This is a genomic window from uncultured Polaribacter sp. (assembly GCF_947495205.1).
In the GTDB taxonomy this organism is placed as follows: Bacteria; Bacteroidota; Bacteroidia; order Flavobacteriales; family Flavobacteriaceae; genus Polaribacter.
The window spans coordinates 1-25973 of the sequence record NZ_CANLXV010000011.1 but is presented as its reverse complement, the minus strand read 5'-3'; the positions used below and the strand labels follow the sequence as shown (position 1 = coordinate 25973).

At 29.2% G+C, this 25973-nt stretch carries 23 protein-coding genes; 14 read left to right on the top strand and 9 right to left on the bottom strand.

Annotation, left to right across the window (positions count from 1 at the left end; all coding sequences use genetic code 11):
• Nucleotides 1-4: 4 nt before the first annotated feature.
• On the top strand, nucleotides 5-1924 hold the full coding sequence (locus Q0762_RS11145) for an ATP-binding cassette domain-containing protein (RefSeq protein ID WP_298766939.1): 1920 nt from the start codon (nucleotides 5-7) through the stop codon (nucleotides 1922-1924).
• A gap of 45 nt (nucleotides 1925-1969) precedes the next feature.
• Here the strand turns inward: Q0762_RS11145 and Q0762_RS11140 are convergent, their stop codons facing one another.
• From Q0762_RS11140 to Q0762_RS11125, 4 genes are all read right to left on the bottom strand, one after another.
• Nucleotides 1970-2176: a DUF2892 domain-containing protein gene (locus Q0762_RS11140; RefSeq protein ID WP_298766937.1), complete on the bottom strand. Its 207-nt coding sequence runs from the start codon at nucleotides 2174-2176 to the stop codon at nucleotides 1970-1972.
• 108 nt (nucleotides 2177-2284) lie between these two features.
• Complete coding sequence (locus tag Q0762_RS11135; protein WP_298766935.1) at nucleotides 2285-2905, bottom strand: Crp/Fnr family transcriptional regulator; 621 nt, start codon at nucleotides 2903-2905, stop codon at nucleotides 2285-2287.
• A gap of 18 nt (nucleotides 2906-2923) precedes the next feature.
• A complete protein-coding gene (locus Q0762_RS11130; protein WP_298766933.1) occupies nucleotides 2924-3940 on the bottom strand; it encodes a T9SS type A sorting domain-containing protein in 1017 nt (338 codons plus the stop codon).
• 103 nt (nucleotides 3941-4043) lie between these two features.
• The gene (locus Q0762_RS11125; protein ID WP_298766931.1) at nucleotides 4044-4190 is read right to left on the bottom strand and encodes a hypothetical protein; all 147 of its coding nucleotides are present in this window, start codon (nucleotides 4188-4190) and stop codon (nucleotides 4044-4046) included.
• A 193-nt stretch (nucleotides 4191-4383) separates the two neighbouring features.
• Between Q0762_RS11125 and Q0762_RS11120 the strand changes: the two genes are divergently transcribed.
• From Q0762_RS11120 to Q0762_RS11100, 5 genes are all read left to right on the top strand, one after another.
• Nucleotides 4384-5340 carry a 1-aminocyclopropane-1-carboxylate deaminase/D-cysteine desulfhydrase gene (locus Q0762_RS11120; RefSeq protein ID WP_298766930.1) on the top strand — a complete coding sequence of 319 codons (957 nt, stop codon included), beginning with the start codon at nucleotides 4384-4386 and terminating at the stop codon, nucleotides 5338-5340.
• A complete protein-coding gene (locus Q0762_RS11115) occupies nucleotides 5337-6194 on the top strand; it encodes a glucosaminidase domain-containing protein (RefSeq protein ID WP_298766929.1) in 858 nt (285 codons plus the stop codon). The genes Q0762_RS11120 and Q0762_RS11115 overlap by 4 nt, the downstream gene beginning before the upstream one ends.
• 226 nt (nucleotides 6195-6420) lie before the next feature.
• A complete protein-coding gene (locus Q0762_RS11110; RefSeq protein WP_298766928.1) occupies nucleotides 6421-8574 on the top strand; it encodes a histidine kinase in 2154 nt (717 codons plus the stop codon).
• 108 nt (nucleotides 8575-8682) lie between these two features.
• Nucleotides 8683-9414 (top strand): LytTR family DNA-binding domain-containing protein, encoded by a 732-nt coding sequence (locus Q0762_RS11105; protein WP_298766927.1) that lies wholly within the window; start codon nucleotides 8683-8685, stop codon nucleotides 9412-9414.
• 281 nt (nucleotides 9415-9695) lie between these two features.
• Nucleotides 9696-10211, top strand: coding sequence for a gamma carbonic anhydrase family protein (locus Q0762_RS11100; protein ID WP_298766925.1), 516 nt, complete (start codon nucleotides 9696-9698; stop codon nucleotides 10209-10211).
• Between the two features lie 234 nt (nucleotides 10212-10445).
• Here the strand turns inward: Q0762_RS11100 and Q0762_RS11095 are convergent, their stop codons facing one another.
• Both Q0762_RS11095 and Q0762_RS11090 read right to left on the bottom strand, forming a co-directional pair.
• Nucleotides 10446-10919, bottom strand: a complete 474-nt coding sequence (locus Q0762_RS11095; RefSeq protein WP_298766923.1) for a hypothetical protein — start codon at nucleotides 10917-10919, stop codon at nucleotides 10446-10448.
• A 176-nt stretch (nucleotides 10920-11095) separates the two neighbouring features.
• Nucleotides 11096-11515 carry a hypothetical protein gene (locus Q0762_RS11090; RefSeq protein WP_298766921.1) on the bottom strand — a complete coding sequence of 140 codons (420 nt, stop codon included), beginning with the start codon at nucleotides 11513-11515 and terminating at the stop codon, nucleotides 11096-11098.
• A gap of 95 nt (nucleotides 11516-11610) precedes the next feature.
• Between Q0762_RS11090 and Q0762_RS11085 the strand changes: the two genes are divergently transcribed.
• Both Q0762_RS11085 and Q0762_RS11080 read left to right on the top strand, forming a co-directional pair.
• Complete coding sequence (locus Q0762_RS11085) at nucleotides 11611-13266, top strand: mechanosensitive ion channel family protein (RefSeq protein WP_298766919.1); 1656 nt, start codon at nucleotides 11611-11613, stop codon at nucleotides 13264-13266.
• A gap of 32 nt (nucleotides 13267-13298) precedes the next feature.
• Nucleotides 13299-14360, top strand: coding sequence for an acyltransferase (locus tag Q0762_RS11080; protein ID WP_298766917.1), 1062 nt, complete (start codon nucleotides 13299-13301; stop codon nucleotides 14358-14360).
• Between the two features lie 150 nt (nucleotides 14361-14510).
• On the opposite strand, the gene Q0762_RS11075 is transcribed toward Q0762_RS11080, so the two are convergent.
• The 3 genes from Q0762_RS11075 to Q0762_RS11065 form a co-directional block, all read right to left on the bottom strand.
• A complete protein-coding gene (locus Q0762_RS11075; RefSeq protein ID WP_298766915.1) occupies nucleotides 14511-15464 on the bottom strand; it encodes a tRNA-dihydrouridine synthase family protein in 954 nt (317 codons plus the stop codon).
• 208 nt (nucleotides 15465-15672) lie between these two features.
• Nucleotides 15673-18168: a zinc-dependent metalloprotease gene (locus Q0762_RS11070; RefSeq protein ID WP_298766913.1), complete on the bottom strand. Its 2496-nt coding sequence runs from the start codon at nucleotides 18166-18168 to the stop codon at nucleotides 15673-15675.
• A gap of 97 nt (nucleotides 18169-18265) precedes the next feature.
• Nucleotides 18266-20665, bottom strand: coding sequence for a helix-turn-helix domain-containing protein (locus Q0762_RS11065; protein WP_298766911.1), 2400 nt, complete (start codon nucleotides 20663-20665; stop codon nucleotides 18266-18268).
• 148 nt (nucleotides 20666-20813) lie between these two features.
• On the opposite strand from Q0762_RS11065, the gene Q0762_RS11060 reads away from it, so the two are divergent.
• From Q0762_RS11060 to Q0762_RS11035, 6 genes are all read left to right on the top strand, one after another.
• Entirely contained in the window at nucleotides 20814-21983 is a 1170-nt protein-coding gene (locus Q0762_RS11060) for a tyrosine-type recombinase/integrase (RefSeq protein WP_298766909.1), read from the top strand.
• Nucleotides 21984-22039: 56 nt separating this feature from the next.
• Nucleotides 22040-23140: a hypothetical protein gene (locus tag Q0762_RS11055; RefSeq protein WP_298766907.1), complete on the top strand. Its 1101-nt coding sequence runs from the start codon at nucleotides 22040-22042 to the stop codon at nucleotides 23138-23140.
• 232 nt (nucleotides 23141-23372) lie between these two features.
• Nucleotides 23373-23705 carry a hypothetical protein gene (locus Q0762_RS11050; RefSeq protein WP_298766905.1) on the top strand — a complete coding sequence of 111 codons (333 nt, stop codon included), beginning with the start codon at nucleotides 23373-23375 and terminating at the stop codon, nucleotides 23703-23705.
• Between the two features lie 3 nt (nucleotides 23706-23708).
• Complete coding sequence (locus Q0762_RS11045; protein WP_298766903.1) at nucleotides 23709-24182, top strand: hypothetical protein; 474 nt, start codon at nucleotides 23709-23711, stop codon at nucleotides 24180-24182.
• Nucleotides 24183-24390: 208 nt separating this feature from the next.
• A complete protein-coding gene (locus Q0762_RS11040) occupies nucleotides 24391-24957 on the top strand; it encodes a hypothetical protein (RefSeq protein WP_298766901.1) in 567 nt (188 codons plus the stop codon).
• A gap of 149 nt (nucleotides 24958-25106) precedes the next feature.
• Nucleotides 25107-25769, top strand: coding sequence for a hypothetical protein (locus Q0762_RS11035; RefSeq protein ID WP_298766899.1), 663 nt, complete (start codon nucleotides 25107-25109; stop codon nucleotides 25767-25769).
• The last annotated feature ends 204 nt before the right edge of the window (nucleotides 25770-25973 follow it).

Below are 25973 nucleotides of genomic sequence, written 5' to 3'. Positions count from 1 at the left end.
ATATATGTTAAACGTTCATAATTTATCAGTTTCCTTTATGGGAACTGATTTATTTTCAGGAATTACCTTTAAACTAAATAAAGGAGATAGAATTGGTTTGATTGGTAAAAATGGAGCCGGAAAATCTACACTTTTAAAAGTACTTTCTAAAGACATAGAAACCAGTGGTGGTACTATGGCTTTTGATAAAGATATTAGAATGGGTTTTTTAAGACAAGACATAGATTTTGTAGAAGGAAGAACTATTTTAGAAGAGGCTTACCAAGCTTTTGAAGAAATAAAAGCCATAGAATTAGAGTTAGACGCCATTAACAATCAACTTACAACTAGAACAGATTACGAAAGCGATTCTTATACAGAATTAATTCAAGAATTAACAGACAAACAAGAACGTTACGAACTTTTAGGAGGTTACAATTACCAAGGAGATACCGAAAAAATATTACAAGGTTTAGGTTTTCAAAGAGAAGATTTTAACAAATTAACCGATACTTTTTCTGGAGGATGGAGAATGCGAATAGAACTAGCAAAACTGTTATTACAAAATAATGACATTCTGCTTTTAGATGAGCCAACAAACCACTTAGATATTGAATCTATTATATGGTTAGAAAACTTTTTAAAGTCTTACGCGGGCGCAATTGTATTAGTTTCTCACGATAAAATGTTTTTAGACAACGTAACCAACAGAACCATAGAAATTTCTTTAGGACAAATTTACGACTATAAAAAACCTTACTCGCAATTCTTATTATTAAGAGGAGAAATCAAAGAAAAACAATTACAAGCGCAAAAAAATCAGGAAAAAGAAATTCGTCAGAAAAAATTATTAATTGACAAGTTTAAAGCCAAAGCAAGTAAAGCTTCTATGGCACAATCTTTAATGAAACAGCTAGATAAAGTTGAATTAATTGAAGTAGATCAAGATGATAATCAGGCAATGAATGTGCGGTTTGCTATTTCTAAAGAACCTGGTAAAATTATTGTTGAAGCAGAAGATTTATCTAAAAGTTATGGCGAAAAACACGTTTTAGATGGTGTTGATTTATTAATTGAAAGAAACAGTAAAATTGCTTTTGTTGGTCAAAATGGTCAAGGAAAATCTACTTTAGCAAAAATGATGGTTGGCGAAATTCCGTTTGAAGGCCATTTAAAATTGGGACATAATGTAGAAGTTGGTTATTTTGCACAAAACCAATCTGAGCATTTGCCACCAGAAAAAACCGTCTTAGAAATTATGGAAGACGCTGCAACAGACACCAATAGAATGCGCGTTAGAGACATGTTGGGTTCTTTCTTATTTGGTGGAGATGCTGTAGATAAAAAAGCAAAAGTACTTTCTGGAGGAGAACGTAATCGTTTGGCATTGTGTAAATTATTATTACAACCGTTTAACGTTTTAATAATGGATGAGCCCACAAACCACTTAGATATTGCCTCTAAAACTGTTTTAAAAGAAGCGTTAAATAACTTTAACGGAACCTTAATTGTAGTTTCTCATGATAGAGAATTTTTACAAGGCTTAACTACAACAGTTTATGGCTTTAAAGACAAAGAAATTAAAGAGTATTTAGGTGATATTGATTATTTCTTAGAGCAACACAAAATGGAAAGTTTACGCGATGCAGAAAAGAAAACCGTTGTAAAAGTTGCTAAAGATTCCTCTAAAAAAGAAGCGCAACAATTGTCTAGAGATCAAGAAAAACAATTAAAAAAACTAAACAATAAGCTTTCTAATATAGAAACAGAAATTGCCGATTTAGAAAAAGAAATAGAAAAAATAGATTTAGAACTAGCTAATAATTATGATGAAGTTTCTGCTAGACCTAACTTTTTTGAAAAATACAAAGCTAAAAAAGCAAAAGTAGATTCTTTAATGGAAAATTGGGAACAAATTGAAGCAGAAATTAGCAATTTTTCTTAAAATAAAAAAAGCAGTGAATTAAAAAATTAACTGCTTTTTTTATGCTTACTTTTTTATAGCACAAGTGCTTTTACCTAAAATTGCATAAATAGGGCAAAAACTAACAAAACTTGTAGCTAAAAATACACCTCCTGCAATTACCAATACTAAACCTAATGTACCTTCTGTAACTCCTGTAAAATATAATACAGCTAATACAATTGCAAGAATTGCTCTAATAATTCTATCTGGATTTCCTACGTTTTTTTTCATGATTCTTTATTTTTAAAATGAATATTAAATTTTAGAAAGATTGCTAAACAGCAACTTTACTAACACAAAAGTATTTCAAAAAAAAGAACTGTGCAGTGACTAAAGTCACTATGCGTGTAAATATATTACTTTGTTTTTTTGAGATAAAAACCCTTCGTTTTCTAATTTTTTAATTACTCTACTTACTACTTCTCTAGAAGTACCCAACTCTTTAGCAATTTCTAAATGCGTTAATTTTAATTGTTTTGTATTGGTAAATTTTGCTTTATTGGTAAGATAATCTATCAATCTTTTATCCAATTTATTTACCAAAACATCTTCTAAAGTTCCTAATAAATCAGAATATCTTAAATCATATTCTGCATAAAACAAATTATTAAATTCTGGATACTCTTTTAAAAGTTGCGGAATTTTTTGAAAAGGAATTAATAAAATTTTAGATTCCTCTTCTGTAACTGCAAAAATTTTACTGGTACTATTTTTTAAACCAGCCGTAAAAGACATTACGCAACTTTGGTTGGGTTGTATGTAATACAAAAGCAACTCTTTTTCTTCAAACTTTGCAAAAACTTTTACCAAACCACTTATAACTATAGGTAAAACCTTTACATATTGCTCAAACCTTAAAATTTTTGTACCTTTTTCAAAATTAGCTAAAGTACTATTCTCTAACAACACAGCAACCAAAGCTGGTTTTAAGAAGGAAAGTTGTTTTTTAATATCTTCCATAAAATGTTTAGAATAAACCTATTTTTTAAGAAGTTTTGCCAATTTATAACCTTTTACATGCACATAATAAACGCCTGTGCTTAAACTAGAAACATCTATCTTATTATTTTCTCTAAATATTTTAATAGATTTTACAAGCTTTCCTGTAAGGGTATAAATATGTATTTGTTCTTTTTGGTTTATACTATTTTGTAACACTACTTGTATTTCTTTATCACTAGGATTAGGATAAATATCTAATACACTTACACCTGCATCTGCAGAAAAATTATTTACAGAAAGTGTTCTAGGCAATACATTTTCTGTGATGTAATTGTAACGATTGGGTAAATGTGTGTTTATCCAATCTTCTAAATTTTCAGTCAATCTTTTAGGATGTTTTACCATGGTGTATACAAAAAGCATTGTTTCTGCAAAATCTTCTTGAAAAACATTTTCTGATGCATAATTGGTAATAAAATTACCATCTTTTGTTTGTGCATTTACCCAACCAGTTTTATTAAGATGAAGCAAATCTAAAGAGGCGTGCACTGCTTCATGAAAAACAGTTTCTTCTAAATCGTTGTTTTCTATTCTTACATCCATATTATCAGAATACAACACAAAAAAATTGGCTTCACTTTCTGCAAATGCGCCTTCATCGCCTTTATGCACAACAACATGGTTTACGTTATTCCTCATAAAATCTGGTAATTTACCAAGTCTAGGCGCCAATTTATCTGCATATTCTTTTGCTGCAGCACTAGTGCCAAAAGAACTATGACACCAAATTTCTATAGTTGTATTGTCAGAAAAATTGGCCTTAAAAACAAACGTATTGTTATCAAACAAAATATCATTTCTACTATCTGGCATTTCCTTACTTTCTTGCCCTATAAACTGAACATTTAACAAAGCATCTGTATCTGATGTTTTTATAAAATCTATTGCAGTAGCAACTATAGAGTTGTTAAAAAGAGGACTCGCCTTTGGCGGAGTTTGCGCACTTACTTTTATTGATAAAAAAACCAGTAATAACAAAAAATAAAATTTCATAAGATGAATTTAAAAAGAGTTTTTTCAAATTTACGCAATTCTGTGAATAAAAATATGGGTATGTATTGTTAAATAGTTAACAAAACCTCATAAAAACAGGATGTTAGCCTATTTTAAAGTTATCTTCAAAATAAACAGACCAAACATCACCTTTTAACACAGCTGCATATTTTACATTACTAATTTTATAATAAGACTTGTATAAATAACTTTGTTTTTTAGCATCTTTAGAATAAAAAACAGTTTGCAATTTTAAAATTTCCGAATTTAAATCAATAGGAATCCTGTTTTTACATAATTTAAAACTTATATTTTGAACAGCAGGAACTTAGGCTAGTCTTTTACCTTTTAAGTATACTATTAGCATTAATTAAAAATACTTAAAAAAGAATTACCAAGTATAAGAAATGCTTTCTGTACTTTTGCTCAAATACTTTTCAACATTGCATATATCTCAAAACAGTTTTTTCGATCAAAATTTTGTTGCTAAAAACCAGGAAATTCAACTGCCCATCTTAAAAGAAAAAAAGGTAGCACTTTATATTAAAAGAGAAGATTTAATACACCCGTTTGTTTCTGGAAATAAGTTTAGAAAACTAAAATACAATTTAAAAGAAGCTAAAAAACTAAAGAAAAAAGTAATCCTAACTTTTGGTGGCGCTTTTTCTAACCATATTGTTGCCACAGCAGTTGCAGGTAAAATGGAAGGTTTTACCACTGTTGGTATTATAAGAGGAGATGAATTGGGTAAAAACCTAAAAGAAACCATAGCAAACAACGCAACTTTAAATGAAGCGTATAAAAACGGAATGAAATTTGAATTTGTAAGCAGAACTGTGTACAGGCAAAAAAACACATTTGGTTTTATAGAAAAAATGAAAAATAAATATGGCGATTTTTATTTAATTCCAGAAGGTGGTACAAATTGTTTAGCAATTGAAGGTTGTGAAGAAATTTTAACAAAACAAGATACAGATTTCAATTATATTTGTAGTGCAATTGGCACTGGTGGCACCATTGCTGGTTTAATAAATGCATCTCAAAACAATCAAAAAACAATAGGTTTTCCTGCTTTAAAAGGTAGTTTTTTAAAAGATGAGATTGCAAAATTTACAACCAAAACAAATTGGACGTTAACTGCCGATTATCATTTTGGAGGATATGCAAAATATAACGAAAATCTTATTTGTTTTATCAATGAATTTAAAGCACAAACTGGTATTTTATTAGATCCTATTTACACTGGTAAAATGCTTTATGGAATTTTAGAAATGGTAAAAAATGATACGTTTAAAAAAGGGACAAAAATACTAGCAATTCACACAGGTGGTATTCAAGGAATAATTGGTTTTAATAAAAAACTAGCACAAAAAAACCAACAAAAAATTAATGTTTTATGAAATTAAAAAGTATCATTTATATTCTATTTTTTTTATTTTTAGTAAGTTGTGGAGCTAAAAAAGAGCTTGTAAAAACAAAAAACCCAGGAATTGTAATTGCAGAACCTCAGCCAGAAAACTTACCTTCTGTTAATGAAATTGAAATTACCAAAAAACTTGTAAAAAACAACAACAGACTTAATAAAGTTACCTTAGCATACATTAGAGAATTCGCGCCAATTGCCGTAAGAGAAATGCACAATTATAAAATACCTGCAAGCATTACCTTAGCTCAAGGAATTTTAGAATCTGGAAAAGGCAAAAGCGAATTGGCCTTAAAATCTAACAATCATTTTGGTATAAAATGCCATACATCTTGGCAAGGAGAACGTGTTTATCATGATGATGATGAAAAAGGAGAATGTTTTAGAAAATATGTTTACCCAGAAACTTCCTATAAAGATCATTCTTTATTTTTAACGCAAAGAAAACGCTATGCTTTTTTGTTTGATTACAAAACTACAGACTACAAAAAATGGGCTTTTGGTTTAAAAAAAGCAGGTTATGCTACAGATAAAAAGTATCCTATAAAACTTTTAAAAATAATAGAAGATTACAAGCTATACCAGTTTGATAATGTTAAAAAAGGAACTTACAACAACGCGCTTCAAAAACTTAATAAAACCAACACTTCTACAAAACGTATTGCAAAAGAAAATCCTAAAAACAACTATCATACAGTGCAAAGAGGAGAAACACTTTATGCTATTTCAAGAAGATATGGTATTTCTGTTCCATTATTAAAAGAAATAAACAATTTAGTGAGCAACAATATAAGTATAGGCGAAAAGCTTTTAATTTATACGAAGAAATAAACCATATCTCAATTGAATAAGTTTATAAAATATGTTTCAGCTTAAAATGATTTTTACTTCTAAAAAAAAGCATATTTCGTAAAACTAGTTTTTAAATGAGTAAAACCTTCCAAAAAATTAGTGAAAGCGCCAAAAAAGCCTTTTTAAGATCTCTAAATTCTAAAAATCGGTTTTTATAGCTCCTTTTTTGTGTGTATGTTTACAAAAATAAAAGGTAAATATTCCATTGAAAAAATACATAAAATTCTTTTTTCTGCTGCTACAAACTATTTGTTTAGCTCAAACAAATAGTAGTTTTACAAACAACAACAATTTTTTTATTGAAGTTATTATAACCGCTAAAGCCACCAAAACTCCAATTAAAAATGCAGAAGTGGCAGTTAATGGTAAAAATTTTTATTATTCAGAAATTAATGGTTTTTACAAGGTAAACGCAAGTATAAATGATGAGTTAATTGTATCTCACCCAGATTTTGAAACCGTATTTTATACCATAAAATCTAATGAAGAAATACGCATTGAAGTAGAAAATTTCCCAGAAAAAAATGCTGCTAAATCCAAAAATTTACCACAAACAGATGTATATCTACAACATTTAGATTCTGCTAAATTCTACAAAACTAAAAATATTGAAAAGAGTTTAGCTTTTGTAGAAAAAGCGATTCAAACAGATAAAACCAAAAAAAGAAATGCCACTTCTTACAAAACCCTAGCAGACATTTATTTATTTTGGAAACAGTATGATTTAGCGGTTTACAACTACAAATTAAGCAATCAAATTGCAGCAAATACAGCCACTGAAATTCTTATTGCAAAAGCACAATTTTTATTAAAAGACTATGCCAATAGTAAAGTAAGCTATTTGGCAGTTTTAGATAAAAAACTAACCCAAATTAACAAAATAATTGTATTGGAAGGTTTAGGTGATATTGGCTTTAAAACCAAAAACTACAATTACGCCAAAGCCAACTACAACAAAGCTTTTTCTTTAGCTAAAAAACACAAAATAAATCCAAAAATTACAGACATTAGTTCTAAACTAGCCACTGTTTTTTCTGCGGAAGGAAATATTGACCTTGCTAAAAATCAATTTAATAACACTTTAAATTTTGCTGCAAAAGAAAGTAAAAACAGGGTTTTACAAGAAGAAGAAAAAGTAGCCGACTTTTTAAACACCAATAAAGAATACGATAAAGAAATTGCCTTAAGAAAGCAAAGTCTCTTAAAAACAAACAAAAAAAAGGTTTCTGAAGCTGCCATAAATTTAGAAGATTCTATAACCACGCAAAAAATAAATTACAAAATTGGGAATGCTTATCTTTTAAAAGAACAATATAAAGAAGCAATACCTTATTTTGAAAAGAGCATTAGCGCCGCAGAAAAAAGTAAAGATATTGTAATTGAAAAAGACGCCACAAAAAAAATATCTGAAGTTTTTGAAAACTTAGGAGCATATGACAAAGCTTTAGAAAATTACCAAAAATATGTAACGTTAGTAGATTCTTTGTACATTAGAAAAGAACAAGAAATACACCAAGTAAAACGGTTTTCTAAGAAAATTGCAGACAACCAAAATAGAATTGCAAGTTTAGAAAAAGACAGGGCTATTTTAGAAACCAATCAAAAGTTAAGTGAAGCAAATAAATTGAACCAAAAAAAAATTATTGGCGCTTTAATTACTGTAGTTAGTTTGTTAATTTTGTTTTCTTGGTTTATGTATCGCAACAATAAAAAGCAGAAATTAACCAATAATTTATTGGCTTTAAAATCTATGCGCTCACAAATGAATCCGCATTTTATATTTAATGCTTTAAACTCTGTAAACAGTTTTATAGCCACCAATGATGAGAGAAATGCAAACCGATATTTAAGTGAATTTTCTGTTTTAATGCGTGCTGTTTTAGAAAATTCTGATGAAGATTTTATACCCTTAACTAAAGAAATTGAGCTGCTAGAGTTGTATGTAAAGTTAGAGCACAACCGTTTTAAAAATAAATTTAACTATACCATAAATGTTGAAGAAACTATTGCTTTAGAAAAATTTGAAATTCCGCCAATGTTGTTGCAACCTTATATAGAAAATGCCATTTGGCATGGTTTAAGATACCGAAAAGAAATAGGGAATTTAGAAATTTCCATTCAGCAAAAAGACACGGAAACTTTACTAATTTCTATTACAGATGATGGTATTGGAAGAGCAAAATCTCTGGCTTTAAAAACCAACAATCAGCTCAAACAAAAATCTAAAGGAATGAGTACCATAAAAAAAAGAATTGCTATTTTAAATGACATGTATAAAGATAGAATTAAGGTAAATGTTACCAATCTTTTAGACAATGGCGAAGGCACAAAAATAACTTTACTTTTAAAAAGCAAATAGCAGGCAAACAAGTTTAGCCGGGATTGAGCCTTTGTTTGAGCTCTTGCACTTTTTTGTGCAAAGCGAGTGGCGAAAGCGCGAAATAGCTTCTAATAAAAATTAAAAAGCATGAAACTAAAAGCAATTATTGTAGAAGATGAACAAATTAGTAGAGATATTTTGCGTAATTATTTACAAAAATATTGCCCCAATGTGCAACTTTTAGGGGAAGCAGAACATATAGCAGAAGGTTTACAACTCATAAAAAAACACGATTTAGATTTGGTTTTTTTAGATGTAGAAATGCCTTTTGGCAATGCTTTTGATTTGTTAGAAAAGGTAGGAAACAGAACTTTTGAAACCATTTTTGTAACCGCTTACGACCATTATGCAATTGAGGCTTTAAATAATGATGCTAGTTATTACCTACTAAAACCCATTTCTATAGACGAACTTATTAAAGCAGTAAATATTGTTACAGAAATTAAAGAAAAAGAGCAGGAATTAGAACATAAAATTTTAAAACCAAACGCAAATACTGCTAATGGTAAAATTACAATTCCACAACAAGATGGTTTTGAGATTTTAGACGTTAACGATATTGTTTTTTGCAAAGCAGATGATAATTACACGGAAATACACTTAGCGAATTCTAAGAAATTAGTAAGCAAAACGCTAAAATATTTTGAGCTTGCGTTGAAAGAATATACGTTCGCCAGAATACATAAATCTTATTTGGTAAATGTAAACGCCATAACCAAATACAAAAAAGGCAAAGGCGGCAGTGTTGTGGTTTCTAACGGAAAGGAAATTTTAGTTTCTGCTTCTCAAAAAAGTAATTTATTGTCTTATTTTAAATAAAATCCCACTTTAATTCTTCTAAAATCCCATCTTAATCTTCCCAAAGGGAAGAAATACTCTTGTGTGAAATTTCTCTGTAAAACTATGTTTTGTAATGTGTCTTTGTGGTAAAGTCATGATGATTTGTTAAAATACTCCTGTTTTTCCCATCTTAATCTTCCCAAAAGGAAGAAATACTCTTGTGTAAAATTTCTCTGTAAAACTATGTTTTGTATTGTGTTTATGTGGTTGCATGGTTCTTTTTATATTTACAACTTAAAACAAACTTTAAATATTAAATTATGCCAATTATTAAACCTGTAAACGGTAAACAACCACAAATACCAGAAGACTGTTTTGTGGCAGAAAACGCTACTATTTTAGGCGAAGTTTCTTTAGGAAAAGAATGCTCTATTTGGTACAATGCTGTAATTCGTGGCGATGTACATTTTATAAAAATTGGCAATAAAGTAAACATTCAAGACGGTGCTGTTATTCATGCTACGTATCAAAAATCGCCAACTACAATTGGCAATAATGTTTCTATTGGGCACAATGCCATTGTACACGGTTGCACAATTCATGATAATGTTTTGGTTGGAATGGGCAGTATTATTATGGACGATTGTATAGTGGAATCTAATTCAATTATTGCAGCTGGTGCAGTAGTTACCAAAAATACACATGTAGAAAGTGGTAGTATTTATGCTGGTGTACCTGCCAAAAAAGTAAAAGCTATTTCTAAAGAATTAATTTCTGGTGAAATTGATAGAATTGCCAATAATTATGTAAAATATTCCAGTTGGTTTAAAGAATAGTAGTTTTATATTTTGGGCGTTCCTAAAAAGGGCGCGCTTTCCATTATATCTTTTTATGCTGTATTACTATAAACTTTTGCTTATTAAAAAGAGTTTTTTTATCAATTACAACAAATTACTTCTTAAGTAAAGCATAAAAAGGATGCCATTGCAATCGCTAACGCAAATTACGTTAACAAAAAAGTCCTGTTTTTACAACTCAAAAACAGGACTTTACGTTAAATAAATCAACTTTTATTTTTCGGCTCTTTCACCTCTTTTTGCTCCTTTTTTACCCATTTTATTCTTTTGCATTTTTTTCTTACCCATCATTTTTCTTTTTTTCTGCATCTTTTCAAATTTTGCAAACTGCTCCTTATCTAAGATTTCTTTCATTTGCGCTTTCATTGCAATTGCATTATCTAATCTTTTAGTTTGCATTGCATACATTTCATCTGCAGTAGGTCTTTTCCTTTCTTGTCTTGCTTGTTTTCTATTTTCCATGAAGGCTTTTCTAGCTTCCATTTTAGATGCCATTATTGGTTTTAATTGATTTTGTTGCTTTTTAGACAAATCTAAAGCCAATGTCATTTTTTTAATTGCAATATCAGTTTGTTGTGCAATTGTAAATTGTGGTCTTTCTCTTTTTTGTTTCTTATCTTTTTTTTGCGCGTTTGCAGTTAAAGTAAATGCTAAAATAAAAACTAAGATGCTTGCTAAATTTTTCATGTTTTAATGTTTTTTAAATTTCTATACTCTTAAGACTTAAGCAAACAAAAAAGGTTTAAAATAAAATCGCATAAATTTTATTTTAAACCTTTTTTTTAATAAAAAACTCAGATTCTTAATAGAACCTGAGTTAAGTAGTAAAGACCAGCACTTCCCAAAAGGTAACTGCTTTTTTTTTACTGTCTTCTTTGTTTCTGTTTTTGTTTTTGTTTTTGATTCTGTTTTTCTTTTTTATTCATCTTTAAAAACTTAGCATACTGCTCTGCTGTTAAAATATTTTTCATCTTCGCCAATAGCTCCTTTTCCTTTTCTAAACGGTTTGCTTTTAATAATTGTCGCTCTTCTTTAGAAGGTCTTGCTCCAGAACTTTGCATTTCCTTTCTTTTCTCTATCATTTGCCTTCTATCTTTAAACTGATTTAAAAGCAGTGGCTTTATATTTTTTTGTTGGTCTTTAGATAAATCTAATTTTGTAGTCATTCTTTTTAAAGTTCTTTCTACCTGTTTCTTTAAAGACCCCTTTTTTTCTTTATTTTGAGAGTTCAAACCTAAGTTTACGAATAAAACCAAAACAAACACGCTAATTATTTTTTTCATTATTTTTAAATTTAATATTTATAATTCTTTGACTTTAAAAAAGTGAAAAGGTTTAAATTTGTGTTTTGTTTTTAACAATCTTCTAAATAATTCACATGAAAAACCTTTTATTTCTTTTATTATTTGCACCGTTTCTTAGTATTGCCCAAAATCAAGAACAAGACTCTGTAAAAGTAGATTTAAGCAACCCGCACGCAACCATTTATACACACTTATTTTTTTTACAAGCCGATTCTTACGAGCCAAAAAAAGCGGCAAAAACCATTTATGGCATTTCAGAAAAAAAAGCCATAGATAAAGCCATAAAAATTAAACAAATTTTAGACGGTAAAGGTCTGTTTGTAGATGTTAACAGAGTGCCTACAAACCCAAAATACAAAGATTCTACAGGCTATTCTGCATACTCTAGATACGTTTTGTTTCCGCAAAGAATGCCTCAAATTTATGTAGAAAAAATAAACGGAAAATGGTATTATTCTGCAGAAACTATTGCTAAGACAGACAGTATGTATAAAGAGGTTTTTCCTTGGTATGTGCAAAAGCTACAAGAAATAATACCCGTTTCTGGTCATAAAAAATTTTTAGGTATAGAACTTTGGCAGTTTGTTGCATTGTTAATTTTGTTAGCACTTACCTACCTTTTATTTTTAATTGTTAAAAAAATAGCCTTTGCTATTTTACTCAAAATACAACAACAAATTACAAAAAACACCAATTTAGAAGTAAATAAGGTTATTAAAAAGTTAGCACATCCTATTAGTTTATTAGTTACTGTTGCTTTTTTAGATAAGTTTTTTCCTTCTTTACAATTTAGTTTAGCCATAAATACCTTTGTATTTCTAGCCTTAAATATTGCTAAAACCATTTTTTGGATTTACGTTTTCTTAAAATTAGTACAAGTAATCATGCGCATTTATGCAGAATTTACAGAAAGAACACACGGCAGATTAGATGACCAATTGGTGCCTATTTTACATAGTTTTTTAACAGGAATTGTAATCATAGTTGGTGTTTTTAGAGTTTTATTATTATTTGGCGTAAATGCTACTACCATGTTGGCTGGTGCAACTATTGGTGGTTTAGCCGTAGCTTTAGCATCTCAAGACACGGTAAAAAACCTTATTGGTACGATAATGATTTTTATAGACAAACCTTTTCATATAGAAGATTGGATTGAGGCTGGAGAGGTTGTTGGTACTGTAGAAAAAGTTGGTTTTAGATCTACTAGTGTTAGAGCTGCAGATACTTCTGTTTTTAAAATACCAAATAGTAAATTATCAGAAATTGTTATTAATAACAAAGGTTTGCGTTTGTTTAGAAGGTACAGCACCAATCTAGGTTTGCGTTATGATACGCCGCCAGAATTAATAGAAGCTTTTGTAAAAGGTGTTAGAGAAATAATTATTGCACATCCAGAAACGCGATCTGATTCTTATAATGTAGAGTTTACTGGTTTTGGAGATTCTGCCCTGCTAGTAATGGTAAATGTTTATTTTAAAAGTTTGGCTTGGGGTGCAGAACAATCTTCTAAACACAGATTACATATTGCAATTGTAAAATTAGCTGGTGAATTGGGCGTAGATTTTGCGTTTCCGTCTACTACAGTTACTATAGAACAATTTCCGGAGAAACAAAACATGAGTCCAAAATACAATACAGAAAAAACCAGAATTGATAACGCAATTGCTAAAGTTTTAGGTGAATTTACGCAAGAAATTAAAGAAGGTAAAAATGAAGAGAATAGATTGTAACAAGGTATTAAATCCAAGAAGATTTGTAGAGAATGAGTAGAAAACACTTTCACACATTTGATGCTTTAAGGTTTTTCGCATTTCTTTTGGTTTTTTTATTGCACTTACCCAAGACAGGGAACTGTTATATAGATTTCTTTCTTAAAAGTGGAGAAATTGGAGTAACATTCTTTTTTGTCTTAAGCGGATTTCTAATTACTTATATTTTAATCTATGAAAAAAAACACCAAAATAAAATAGCGCTAAAGAAATTTTTCGCAAGACGTATCCTTAGAATTTGGCCATTATTTTACCTCATGATAGCGTTTGCATATTTATCTCCATATCTATTAAATGCCTTAAACTTGCCTTTTAACAATGAAGGATACAAGCCTGATTTATTGACATCAATATTCTTTGGAGAAAATTATAAAATGATGATGACAAATACTTTTCCTGACGGGGCACCTTTAAGGGTTATGTGGTCACTTTGTATTGAAGAACATTTTTATATTTTGTGGGGAGTACTACTCTATTTTATTTCTCCAAAAAAAATTCCGCATCTTATTATATGCAGCATTATTATTGCTCATATTTCACGGCAAATTTACACTCATTTTGGAATAATTCACATTGATATATTTTCTTATTTAGATTATTTTGCATTTGGAGCAATACCTGCATATATTTTTATTTACAAGAAAAGTTTTATAGATTATTTAGAAAGAATTCCAAAATATTTTAAATATATCTTTTTAATTTTAACCATTGCAATCGTTTTTATAATCCCAAATATTAACTTCGTATTTATTAATCACATATCTCCTTTTATCTTAAGCCTTGTATTTTCAGTTACTATACTTTTCACGTTAGGAAATAACTCTATTCACATAAATGATAATTTATGGTTAAGTAAATTAGGTGTTTATACATATGGATTATATTTATACCATACGATTATAATATTATTACTAATTAAGATTTTTAATTATCTCCCTTTTTCTAATTGGTATTTATTAGGAATAACATCTTTAATTATTACAATAGGCATAAGTATAATCTCCTATCATTTATTTGAAAAACAATTTTTAAAGTTAAAAAGATATTTTTATTAAAGGACGAAACCAAACCATATATAAAAACCAATATTTGCATTATTTATTCATTTCTCAATTTCGTAAAAAGTTGATTTAAAAAATGACAACTTTAAATTTAATAAATCATTAAAATTTAGCCAAGATTCTTGTTTGTAAACTTTATAGTATTTAAAAATTTTTAGCTTCCTTAAAAATTTCTTTAACTACAATATGATACGACCTTGCGTTGGAAGCTTTTTTAATTTTTTTATACGTTTTCTGCGGATTTTGAAAACTTTGTGAAAAATACTCCCAAAAGCCTAACATTTTCATTTTTATAGGTGTTGGCCCAGAAAGTGCTGCATCGTATTCTGTGTAAATTCTATCGTGAAATTCTTCAAAAACATCAAATCTGTTTTTAGGATAAACTGTAGTTTGCTTTTTTATCATACTTGGTAAAAAAGGATCTGCAATTAAACCTCTACCAATCATCCAATGATTTATAGCAGGAAAACGTTCTTCTAACTTTTTAAATGCAGTAACAGAAGTAATATCACCATTATAATATAAATGATGTTTTGTATGGTCTATACATTTTTGAAAAGCTTCTAAATCTGTGCCGCCTTTGTACAATTGCTTGCCAATTCTTGCATGAATTGCAATATTTTTTAATGGATATTTATCTAAAACAGGAAAGGTTTCTAAAATTTCTGATGCGTTTTCATAACCCATTCTCATTTTCATAGAAACCAACACATCAGATTCGTTATGCACTCTTTTAAGAATGCTGTCTATTTTTGCGGCATCACTAATTAAGCCAGATCCCATACCTCTTTTGGTAACCATTGGATATGGACAACCTAAATTCCAATTGAGTTCTTTATATCCCAATTCTCTTATATATTTAGCAACAAACAAAAACTCATCTGCATCATTAGTCATAATTTGAGGTATCACTTTTAGAGTAGTATTATGCGCTAACAACAAATCTCTTTGGTAAGAATTTTTGATGACCATTTTGCCATTTAATCGAATATAAGGCGCATAAAAAGTATCTATTCCACCAAAAAAATAATGAAATGCATTTCTAAATTTAAAGTCTGTAAAACCTTGTAATGGCGATGATAAAAGTGTGTGATTCATTTGCGGTTTTAGAATTGCAAATATAGGTTACTTTTTAAATTTGATGTATTATTTTAAACTTACTAATTTTTGGTTTACATTATAGGTGTATTTAGCCAATACTTTTTTCTATAAATTTTTAAAAAATCTATGCAAATTGATTTGCAAAAATAGATTGCATAAAAAAACCACGCCAAAGAACGTGGTTTCTAATAAATGTAATATCGTTTTATTTAGGATCTAAAATCATATCAATTCTATCTACTACATCTTGCAGGTGATAACGTGTTAAGGTATTACCTCTTCTAGATGCTGCTTTTACATCTTTTTGCAAACGCTTTAACTCTCCTCTGGCTACAGATTTTACATCAGATTGATTTATGGTAATACCACTTCTCTTTAAATAACCGCTATTGAAACCCCTTTGGTCTCTTGCTTCATTTAATAAAAAATCTAATCTATCTAAATGTGCTCTTTGTAAATTTCTTCTGTAAGTATCTATAGAACTTCCTTTGTAAATTTCACTCCAAACACCTTTGCGTAAATCGCTCATCATATTTACTAAAGTATACGCTTTAGAAGAACCGTTTACAGTTTCGTTTTCAATCATTCTTGCCATTCTACCAGCATCAAGAATATTATTTAAGGTTCTTGCTTGTAAACCTCTAACTCTTTCTACAGAACCAGAAAACTCTGTTTTGCTAAAAATGTTTTCATCTAACATCCATTTTGGAGTTTTAAATAATTCATCAATAACAAATTGTAAAGCTTCTTTTTGCTTCGCCTTATTTACATGTGTATACACTGCTCCTTCTTGATCTGTAGTTTTATAATATTCATAAACACCACCAATATTTGCAGAAACATGCCCCATATATCTATTAAATTGCCCTAATAATTGACCATACATGGTTGATAATTCATCATAATTTTCTCCTTTTTCAGAAGTCCATTCTTCTAAATTAGGTAAAATTCTTTTTAAATTCTTAATACCATACATAGAAGCTTTCATAGCATCATCTCCTAAATCTTCTGTTTGCGAACTAGGATCTACAACACCACCAGCTTGTTGATGCCCAAATCTGTACATTGGGTCTCCTGCATGTTTTAAAATCCAAGAATCTAAAATTGGCTTTTCTTCTTCTGCAGTTTTGTCTAAAATAGGTCTGTAACCCCAAGCAATTGCATATTTATCGTAAACACCAACATTTGGCATTAAAGAAACTCCTTTATCTTCTGGCTGAGCAATATAATTAAAACGTGCATAATCCATAATAGATGGTGCTGTACCATATTTTTTGGTAAATGATGCAGAACGTAAAGAGTCTACAGGATAAGCTACAGAACTACCCATGTTATGTGGTAAGCCTAGTGTATGCCCTAATTCGTGAGAAGAAACAAAACGAATTAAACGTCCCATTGTTTCTGTTTTAAAATTGTTGCTTCTAGCATCTGGATTAATAGCTGCTGTTTGTATAAAAAACCAATTGTGTAATAACGTCATTACATTATGATACCAATTGATATCTGATTCTAAAATTTCTCCAGATCTTGGATCACTTACGTGAGGCCCGTTTGCATTTGGTATTGGAGAAGCTAAATATCTAATAACAGAATAACGCACATCTTCTGGACTGTATTCTGGATCTTCTTCTTTAGTTGGCGCTCTTTTACCAATAATTGCATTTTTAAAACCTGCAGCTTCAAAAGCAACTTGCCAATCGTTTACACCTTGTATAATATAAGGAACCCACTCTTCTGGCGTAGCTCTATCTACATAATAAACAATTTGTTTTTTTGGCTCTACAAGCTCGCCTCTTTTAAATTTTTCAATATCTTCATCTTTTACCTCTAAACGATATCTATCTAAATAGGTTACTGTTTTACTTTTTTGATCTGGCAAACCATAATCTGTTTGTCCTCTTGCAAACCAACCTACTCTTTCATCAAAATATCTGCGTTTCATTGGTACTTTTGGTAATAAAACCATAGAATTGCTCATTTCTAAAGTAATAGAACCCACTGCACTATTAGATGGTGCTCTGTTTGCAAAATATGTTTTTACATGTCTTACTTCTATATTTCTTGGGTAACTGCTTACCCTATCTATATAAGAACGAGATTTATCTACTCTTGATGCTTGATAACGACTTCTATAAAAACTAGGCATACCTAATGGTTTTACATCCGAAGAAAATAAAGCTGTTGCGTCTATTACAGTTGCTGTAGAATCTTTATTAATGGCTTTTATTGGAAAAGAAAATAAAATAGGCTCTAAATTAGAGTTTACCACAGCTTCATGCACTGGTAAAAGTGTATCTGCAACAACATCATGAGAAACTACTCTTAACAAAATGTTTTTATTTTTTCTTTCCCAACGCAATACTTGTGTATTGGTTTTACCACCACCAAAACCAATGTTACTAGCAGTTTTAGCTATTCTAGTTACCATTAACATTTCTCTTTTAAGTAACGTATCTGGTATTTCAAATAAGTAATTTTCATCCTTTTTATGCACTTTAAACAAACCATCGTCTGTTTTATGCTCTTTTGTTACCACCTTACTATAAGGCTGCATTGCGCCTTTTTTAGGTTTTGGCTTGGGTTTAGCTGCTGTTTTGGATACAGCCTTTTTCTTTTTCTTCCAGAATTGCGCATTTGTTTCTGTTGAAAAACTAAAAACAAAAACTACCAGGAGAAGTTTTGCGAGTAAATTTTTAATCATGATAAATTATTTGAATTATAATTTGCCGAAGTTACGCAAACCCAAAAGTTTGCCATCTTAAATATATGTTAAACAGATTGCGTTTTTGGTTAGAATTTTACAATTCCATAGCCATTAAAACCATTTTTAATTCCATATATGTAATATCATCATCTACTTTTTCTTTTAAAGCTGTTAAACCTTTTACCTCACCAGCAGCATCTATTTGATTTCTAATTTTTTGATAACGTTTTAAATCAATTAATTCTAAAACATCTACATCTCCTGTGGTAATATAGTTTGCCAAATGATTTTCTATAGTTCCTTGTGTTAAACTGCGTTCTTTTGCAATTTCTTTAATAGACAAACCTGCTTTAAAAAGCTCAAAAGTAATTTGTTTGGTATTTTTTTTGTCTTCCGTTTTTTGTTGATTGTTGGTATTGATTCCGTTTTCTTGACAATAGGCGTTTATAAGTTCTAAAATTTCTTCTCCGTATTTAGCAACTCTTGTTTTACCCATTCCTTTAATGGCTGTTAATTCTTGGGTTGTTCTTGGTAAGGTATCGCACATGGCGTACAGAGATTCTTGTGTAAAGATTTGAAAAGCTGCAATATTTTCTGCTACGCGAATTTCATCTCTCAGCTCTCTTAATTTTAAAGCTAAAATAGGATCACGTTTAGAAAGTGTTTTTTTCTTTTTTGGTGCTAATTTTTGTAAAACTGCATTTGCTCTAACCGCTAAATAATTTTTAGTATTAAAACCAGCTTCCATTTTTTGTAAAGCAAACAATTTTTCTTCTAATTTTTCTTGAAGTGCATTAAACTGAGTAGAAAAATCTTTTTTTACTGCTTTGTTATCAGATGAAAACTGCAGTGCATCTATAGGTTTTTCTATATTTGTTTTAGTGGTATTTAAAAAATAGGCCACGGCTTTGGCAAATCTTTCTTTAATTTTAGTGCTGTTTTCTGGCACAACACCGTTTTCTGAGAGTCTTAACAATTCGTTTTTAAAACCATTGGCAACCTTCATTAATGCCACTACTCCATCATCTTTTATGGTTTGTAAATGGTCTATAACATCACCTTTAATACTTGTTTTATTTTTGTAAAAAATATCTATTAACCTTGTAATAGGATATAAAAAGGGCTGATAATCTAACAATTCTGCAATTAAATTGAGCTGAAATTGTGTTTCTGAGGCGTTTAAAACATTTTCATCTGGGTGATTTTCTTCTACGGTTTCATTAAAAATGCGCACGGTACTATCATTAATAATAGCACTACTTGTAATTTTAGTTTTTAAAACTAAGCCTTCTAAAGAAGTACATCTACTTAAGGCTACGTATGTTTGCCCATGTGCAAAAGAAGCTTCTGCATCTATAATTGCTTTTTCAAACGTTAAACCTTGGCTTTTATGAATGGTTATTGCCCAAGCCAAACGCAGTGGAATTTGGGTAAAAGCACCAATTAATTCTTCTTTTATGGCTTTGGTTTCTTCGTTTATAGTATAATTAATGTTAGACCACGTTTCTCTTTCGGTTACAATCTCTTCTGTATCATTTGGGCATTTAACGGTTACGTTTTCTTTAGAAATTGCAGTAATAATACCAATTTTACCATTAAAATATCTTTTTTCTTGAGAAGAATCGTTTTTAATAAACATTACTTGAGCACCTAATTTTAATTCTAAATTCTCATCATTAGGAAAGGCGTTTTCATTAAACTTACCAGAAATTTCTGCTTTAAAAAAAACGCTTTTATTTGTTAGTTTATTCAACTCTGAATTGTTGATTAAATTGGCTCTATTGTTATGTGTTGTAAGTGTTATAAAACCGTCTTCTTTTGCTGGCGCGAAAGACGGATTGTAATTTAAATTTAAAATTTCTGCGGAAGATTCAGATAAATCATCATTTCTAACTTCATTTAAAATTTTAATAAAATCTGCATTTTTTTGTCTGTAAATGTGTTTTAATTCAATAGAAACCACATTTGCTTCTTGATAGGCTTTGCTGCTAAAAAAATATACTGTTTTGTAATGGTTTTGCAGCAAACTCCACTCGTTTGGTTTTACTACAGGTGCCAATTGTTGCAAATCTCCAATCATTAAAATTTGTGCGCCTCCAAAAACTTTATTTCTATTTTTGTATCTTCTTAAAACTTGGTCTATACCATCTAACAGATCTGCACGTACCATAGAAATTTCATCGATTATTACTAAATCTAAAGATTTTATAATATCTATTTTAGTTTTAGAAAATCTACGTTGCTGGTTGTTTGGTGGCTGATTTGGTAAAATTGGGCCAAATGGCATTTGAAAAAACGAGTGAATTGTTACACCCTTTGCATTGATTGCTGCTACACCAGTTGGTGCAACAATAACCATTCTTTTTAAAGATTCGTTTTTAATTTTGTGTAAAAAAGTAGTTTTACCTGTACCTGCTTTACCTGTAATAAAAAGGTTTCTATCTGTTTTATTTATAAAATCGAAAGCAAGCTCTAATTCAGGATTTTTTGGCATTTTAACTTTTTTAAGCAAGGTAAAAAATTAAAAAGTATTGGTTTACTTTTGATAAGAAAAGTTTTTGTTTAGATGTTTACTTTCATGATTTTATGCAACCAATAATTATTTTTTTTTGTATATTTAAACTCATTTATAATCAATTGCTATGATTAGTGTTACTTTAAATTCTTTTACGCATAATGCAAAATCATGCATTGCTATAAAATTTCCTTATAATTATGAGGCAAAAGAATATATTAAACAATTTAAAGCGGTAAGATGGTCTAAAACGCATGCCACTTTTTATATTTATTTTACAGAAGCTAGTTTAGAAGATTTAAAAAAACACCTAGCCAAAGGAAATATAAAAATTCTTAATAAAGCTAAAAAGCAACCTGTTTCCAAGTTAAGTAAAGAGGTTAAGTTTGAGTTAAAGCCTATAAATGAGGAAAAAACAATTGTTTATAGACACTATATAAATTTTTTAAAAGGTAAAAGATTTAGCAAAGCAACTATTGCGAGTTACAGCAACTTTATAATTGAATTTTTACGTTTTACTGATAAAAAACCAGTTGACAATTTAGATGAAAACGACGTAAGAGCTTACATTGAATGGGCTGTAAATACATTGAATTATTCTGTTAGTACGCACCGACAAATGGTTAGTGGTTTTAGACATTTTGCGCATTTTTACCCAGCTTGCACTATAAATCCTGATAATATTTATATGCCAAGAAAGGACAGAAAACTACCAATTGTACTTAGTATTGATGAAGTTTTATCTATTTTACAGGTAACTAAAAATTTAAAACACAGAGTTGTTATTGCTATATTGTATTCTTCTGGATTAAGAATTAGTGAAATTATTAATTTAAGGCTTAGTGATTTTGATTTTAAAAGAAAACAACTGTATATACACAATGGCAAAGGGAGAAAAGACAGGTATGCTACTATTGCAGAGAGTGTATTTCCTTTAATTAAAAATTATTATAGGACTTATTCTCCAAAACAATATTTTATAGAAAGTCCTAAAGGAGGCAGGTATAGCTCAGGATCTATACGTGCATTTTTAAAGAAAAGTGTAAAATTATCTGGTATTACAAAAACGGTTACACCCCATACCTTAAGGCATAGTTATGCCACGCATATGTTAGAGCAAGGTATTGGCATAAGACACATACAAGAGCTTTTAGGACATAGTAGACCAGAAACCACCATGATATATACGCATGTTACACGAAAAGATTTAGAACTTGTAAAGAGTCCTTTGGATACTGCAATAAATAAATTATCTTTACAGGATAATAGTAACATAAAAGGTATGATATCCGATTAAAATTACGGGATATCAACAATAAAAGTGACTATATAACTAGTTGGGCATAATATAAAATGAGAGCAAAACAACAACTTCGAAAACCTGAAAATTGGGCAGATTTTGAAAATCTATGCAAAAAGCTTTGGGGTGAAATTTGGAAATGTCCTGAAATTAAAAAAAATGGACGTTCTGGACAATCTCAACAAGGCGTTGATGTTTATGGCAATCCATTTGGAGAAATTGACTATTACGGAATTCAATGCAAAGGAAAAAGTGAATATTCTAAATCTGAATTGACTGAAAAGGAAATTGACCAAGAAATTAAATTAGCAACGGAATTTGAACCAGCACTAAAAAAATTCTATTTTGCTACAACTGCAAGTAAAGATGCTAAAATTGAGACTTACATAAGAAAGAAAAATATAGAGAATATAAAAAATGGTCTTTTTGAGGTTCATTTATTTTCTTGGGAAGACATTGTTGATTTAATTGATGAGAATAAACAAACTCACGATTATTATGTTAAAAGTCTAAATTTTAAAACGGAACACGAGGTTAAATTTGTCTTTGAGAATAATGAGTCAGAAATGACAGTTTTAGTTCCTTTTCAAAAAACAATAAAGCACTATAAACAAAAAATTATTCCAGCAACCGATTCTTATTTGGGTAATTCTAACATTTTATTTAGTCAATTAGGTTTTCCAAAAATCAAACCTTTTTCAATGTATTCTTTTAATAAAAGTTATTGTAGGTTTTACTTTAGATTACACAATTTAGGTTCTCAACCATTAGAAGAATTTAAGATTTTTCTTGAATTTAATGGAGAATTTGAATCAATTGATACTTGTACAAAAGGAAGTGGTATAATAGCTAATCCAAACGTGAAATATGACACTTTCATATGGAATGAAGATAAACAAGGAAAAATTGTACCATTAAAAAACATTTTAGTTCAAGATGATAGTATAGGGTTTGATACGATTTGTTTAAAACCTTTAAAAGAAGAAAAGGAAATAAAAATTAAATGGAAACTTGTTTCATTAAATTACAAAACGGAAGGAGAATTGAATTTAATAATAAAACCAGATTTTGAAATAAAAGAAGAAACGATTTTAGTTAGCGACCCTTTGGAAGTAAGAACAACTGAAGAAATTGAAGATTGTATTTCGGAATAAATAAAATACTATGCCCAACACCGTATATAGCTCATAGCTAATTAATTGCTTAAACGAAGTTAAGGCATATTTGCAAAGTCGCCAAATTTTTAAATTTGACGATTTCCAATAAAAAAGATAAATAGTAAAATTTAAAAATTTGGCTTGTGCTTAATCCGAAAATTATTTTCTAATTTGCACGCTACGAGCCATATACAAAACCGTTGTAACACATTTACCAAACTAACGAAAATTGAAATTAACTAAACAACATTTAGGAATTTTTGACACTTACGAAGGAAAAAAATCATCGTTAGAAAATGTTGGAACTTTAAAGGAAAAAGAGCTATTCCAAAATGGAGAATTTGAGAAAATAACAGAATTAGTACAAACCGAATACAAAATAAAAAAGAACGAACTTTCAGAATCTGAAATACAAAATCACAAATCTGAATTGAATGTAATATTTGACAACAACTGGAATAAAAAATCGCTCAAATACTTATCGAAAAAATATTGTGAACCTAAAAAAGAACAGAGCACTTTTGACTCAATTATGTCAATGCTTTGGGCAATGTTTGGATAGAATATGAATAAAGCTGTTAAATACACATATATAACGATTGGAATTAATCTGCTAATAGCAATTTTAATATTTCTGTGGCTATTAGCTGGAACTAAAAACCCAATAAAAGATTTAGTTGATTTTATTTTAGACTTTCCTTTAAATTTTGGACTTGGAATTACTGCTTTATTTATTTCGGGTTATTATATCGGGAACAAAATGCAAAGTCTGATTTGCCAAAGAAAATGGAATTCTATTTTGGTTGGAATGTTTGGACTAATGATAATTTTAATTTGTGGAGTTTTTGGAGGTTCTACAATCGGATTTATTGAAGAAGGTCTTGCAAATGGAGATAGTGTTTACGATGCAATTGTTGACTATTATTACAAGCCTTTTTTCTGGATATTAATATTTGGATTTATTCCGACTTTTATAGCAGGTGGAATATTAGGCGGAAAAATAAAAAAAACGTGTTACAACAACGTATATAACTCATAGCTAGGTAGTTGTTCAATCGAAGTTAAGGTATATTTGCGAGTCCGCCAAATTTTTAAATTTGGCTTATTAGTAAAAAAAGATAATAAGAAAAATTTAAAAATTCGGCTCGTGCTTCATCCGAAAATAATTGTTTAATTTGCACGCTACAAGCCATATACAGAGACGTTATGTGCAATTGCTCAGCAGACTCAAACACTACTTAAAATAAATGAAAATAAAGAAGGATAATTTAACGCCTGAACAAAAAAGGAAAGCTTACTTTGGAATTGTTTTTTTATCAATTATATTATTCTCATTTTTTTATTATGCTAATTATTTAAAAAAGAGCACTAAGGAATTGTTATCAAAAAATACGGAATTAACAATTTGTAAAATAATTGGATATAGTTCCTATAAAGGCAATACTGATATTATAAAATATACTGTGAATTCAAAGAAATACGAAAGAGAATTATCTGCAAGAGGAACAGTTGAAATAGGAGAATTTTATGAATTAAAATACTCTAAGATTAAACCTGATATTTGTGAAGTCAATTATAAAAAGCCAAAAATTTATAACGTTGAAAATTATATAAAAATTACAGGGATTATAAGTAATACTTATGAGAATGAAAAATATAAGATATTAACTTATGAGTATAAATATCAAAAAGAAAATTATGAAAGAGATATTTATCTTTACAGCTTAGAGAATTATGAAAAAGGAAAAAAAATTGAAATAATAGTAAATAGAAAGAATCCAAAAATATCGTATTTAACAAAACAGATTGAATAAAAAACTGCACATAACACCGTATAAAAAAAATTGCTGGTTTTAGCCAATTTACGAAAGTCCTCGCGGACTTTCTATCTGTGTTTTATTTGCTAACTTTAGTGCTTAAAATACGCAACTCTTTTTATACAAACACGTTGGCAAACATTAAGATGACGAACTACAAATTAGAAAATATAGACATTGAAGATATTGAGCAAGTTCTTCAGAAAGTTGAAGATACTTTTGAATTTCGTTTTGAAAATAACGAATTAAGGAACGTTGAAAATTTCGGAGAATTAACTGATGCCATAAAAAATAAAATTAAACTTGAACATAAAGAAAATTGCACGTCTCAACAATCATTTAATAAATTAAGGAAAGTACTTAAATCAGAATTTGAATTTAATGAAATAACTCCAAAAACGGAACTTTCATTAATATTTCCAAAAAGGAATAGACTGCAACTAATCAAAAAAGTTGAAAATAAATTGAACTTTAAGTTAAACATAACAGAAACTAAACGAATTTACACAAATTCACTTTTACTAATTCTTGGAATATCAATTTTGAGTTTTTTCTATGATTATAGAATTGCAATAATTGGAATATGTATCGCTTTCTTTGGACTTTGGGCAACTAATAAATTGGGGAAAGAATTGAATTTGGAAAATGTTGGAGATTTAGCAAAAAAAATGAAACGTGAAAATTATTTGAAGTCGAGAAGAAACTCAAAAACAATTAATAAAAGTGAAATCGAAGAAATAATAATTGACCTATTTTCAATTGAATTAAGTTTAAATAAATCCGAATTGACAAGAAAATCATTAATATGAAAATAACGATTTGCCAACACCGTATATAATTTATTGCTGGCTTCTTGCCTACTTACGAAAGTCCTCGCGGACTTTCTTGGTTGGTAATTATTTACTAAATTAGTTGCTTGAAACACGCAACAAATCATATACAACAACGTTGGCAACTATTACTCACTCAAATTCTTAAAAATATGATTATAACATCTGAAAGATTAAATTATC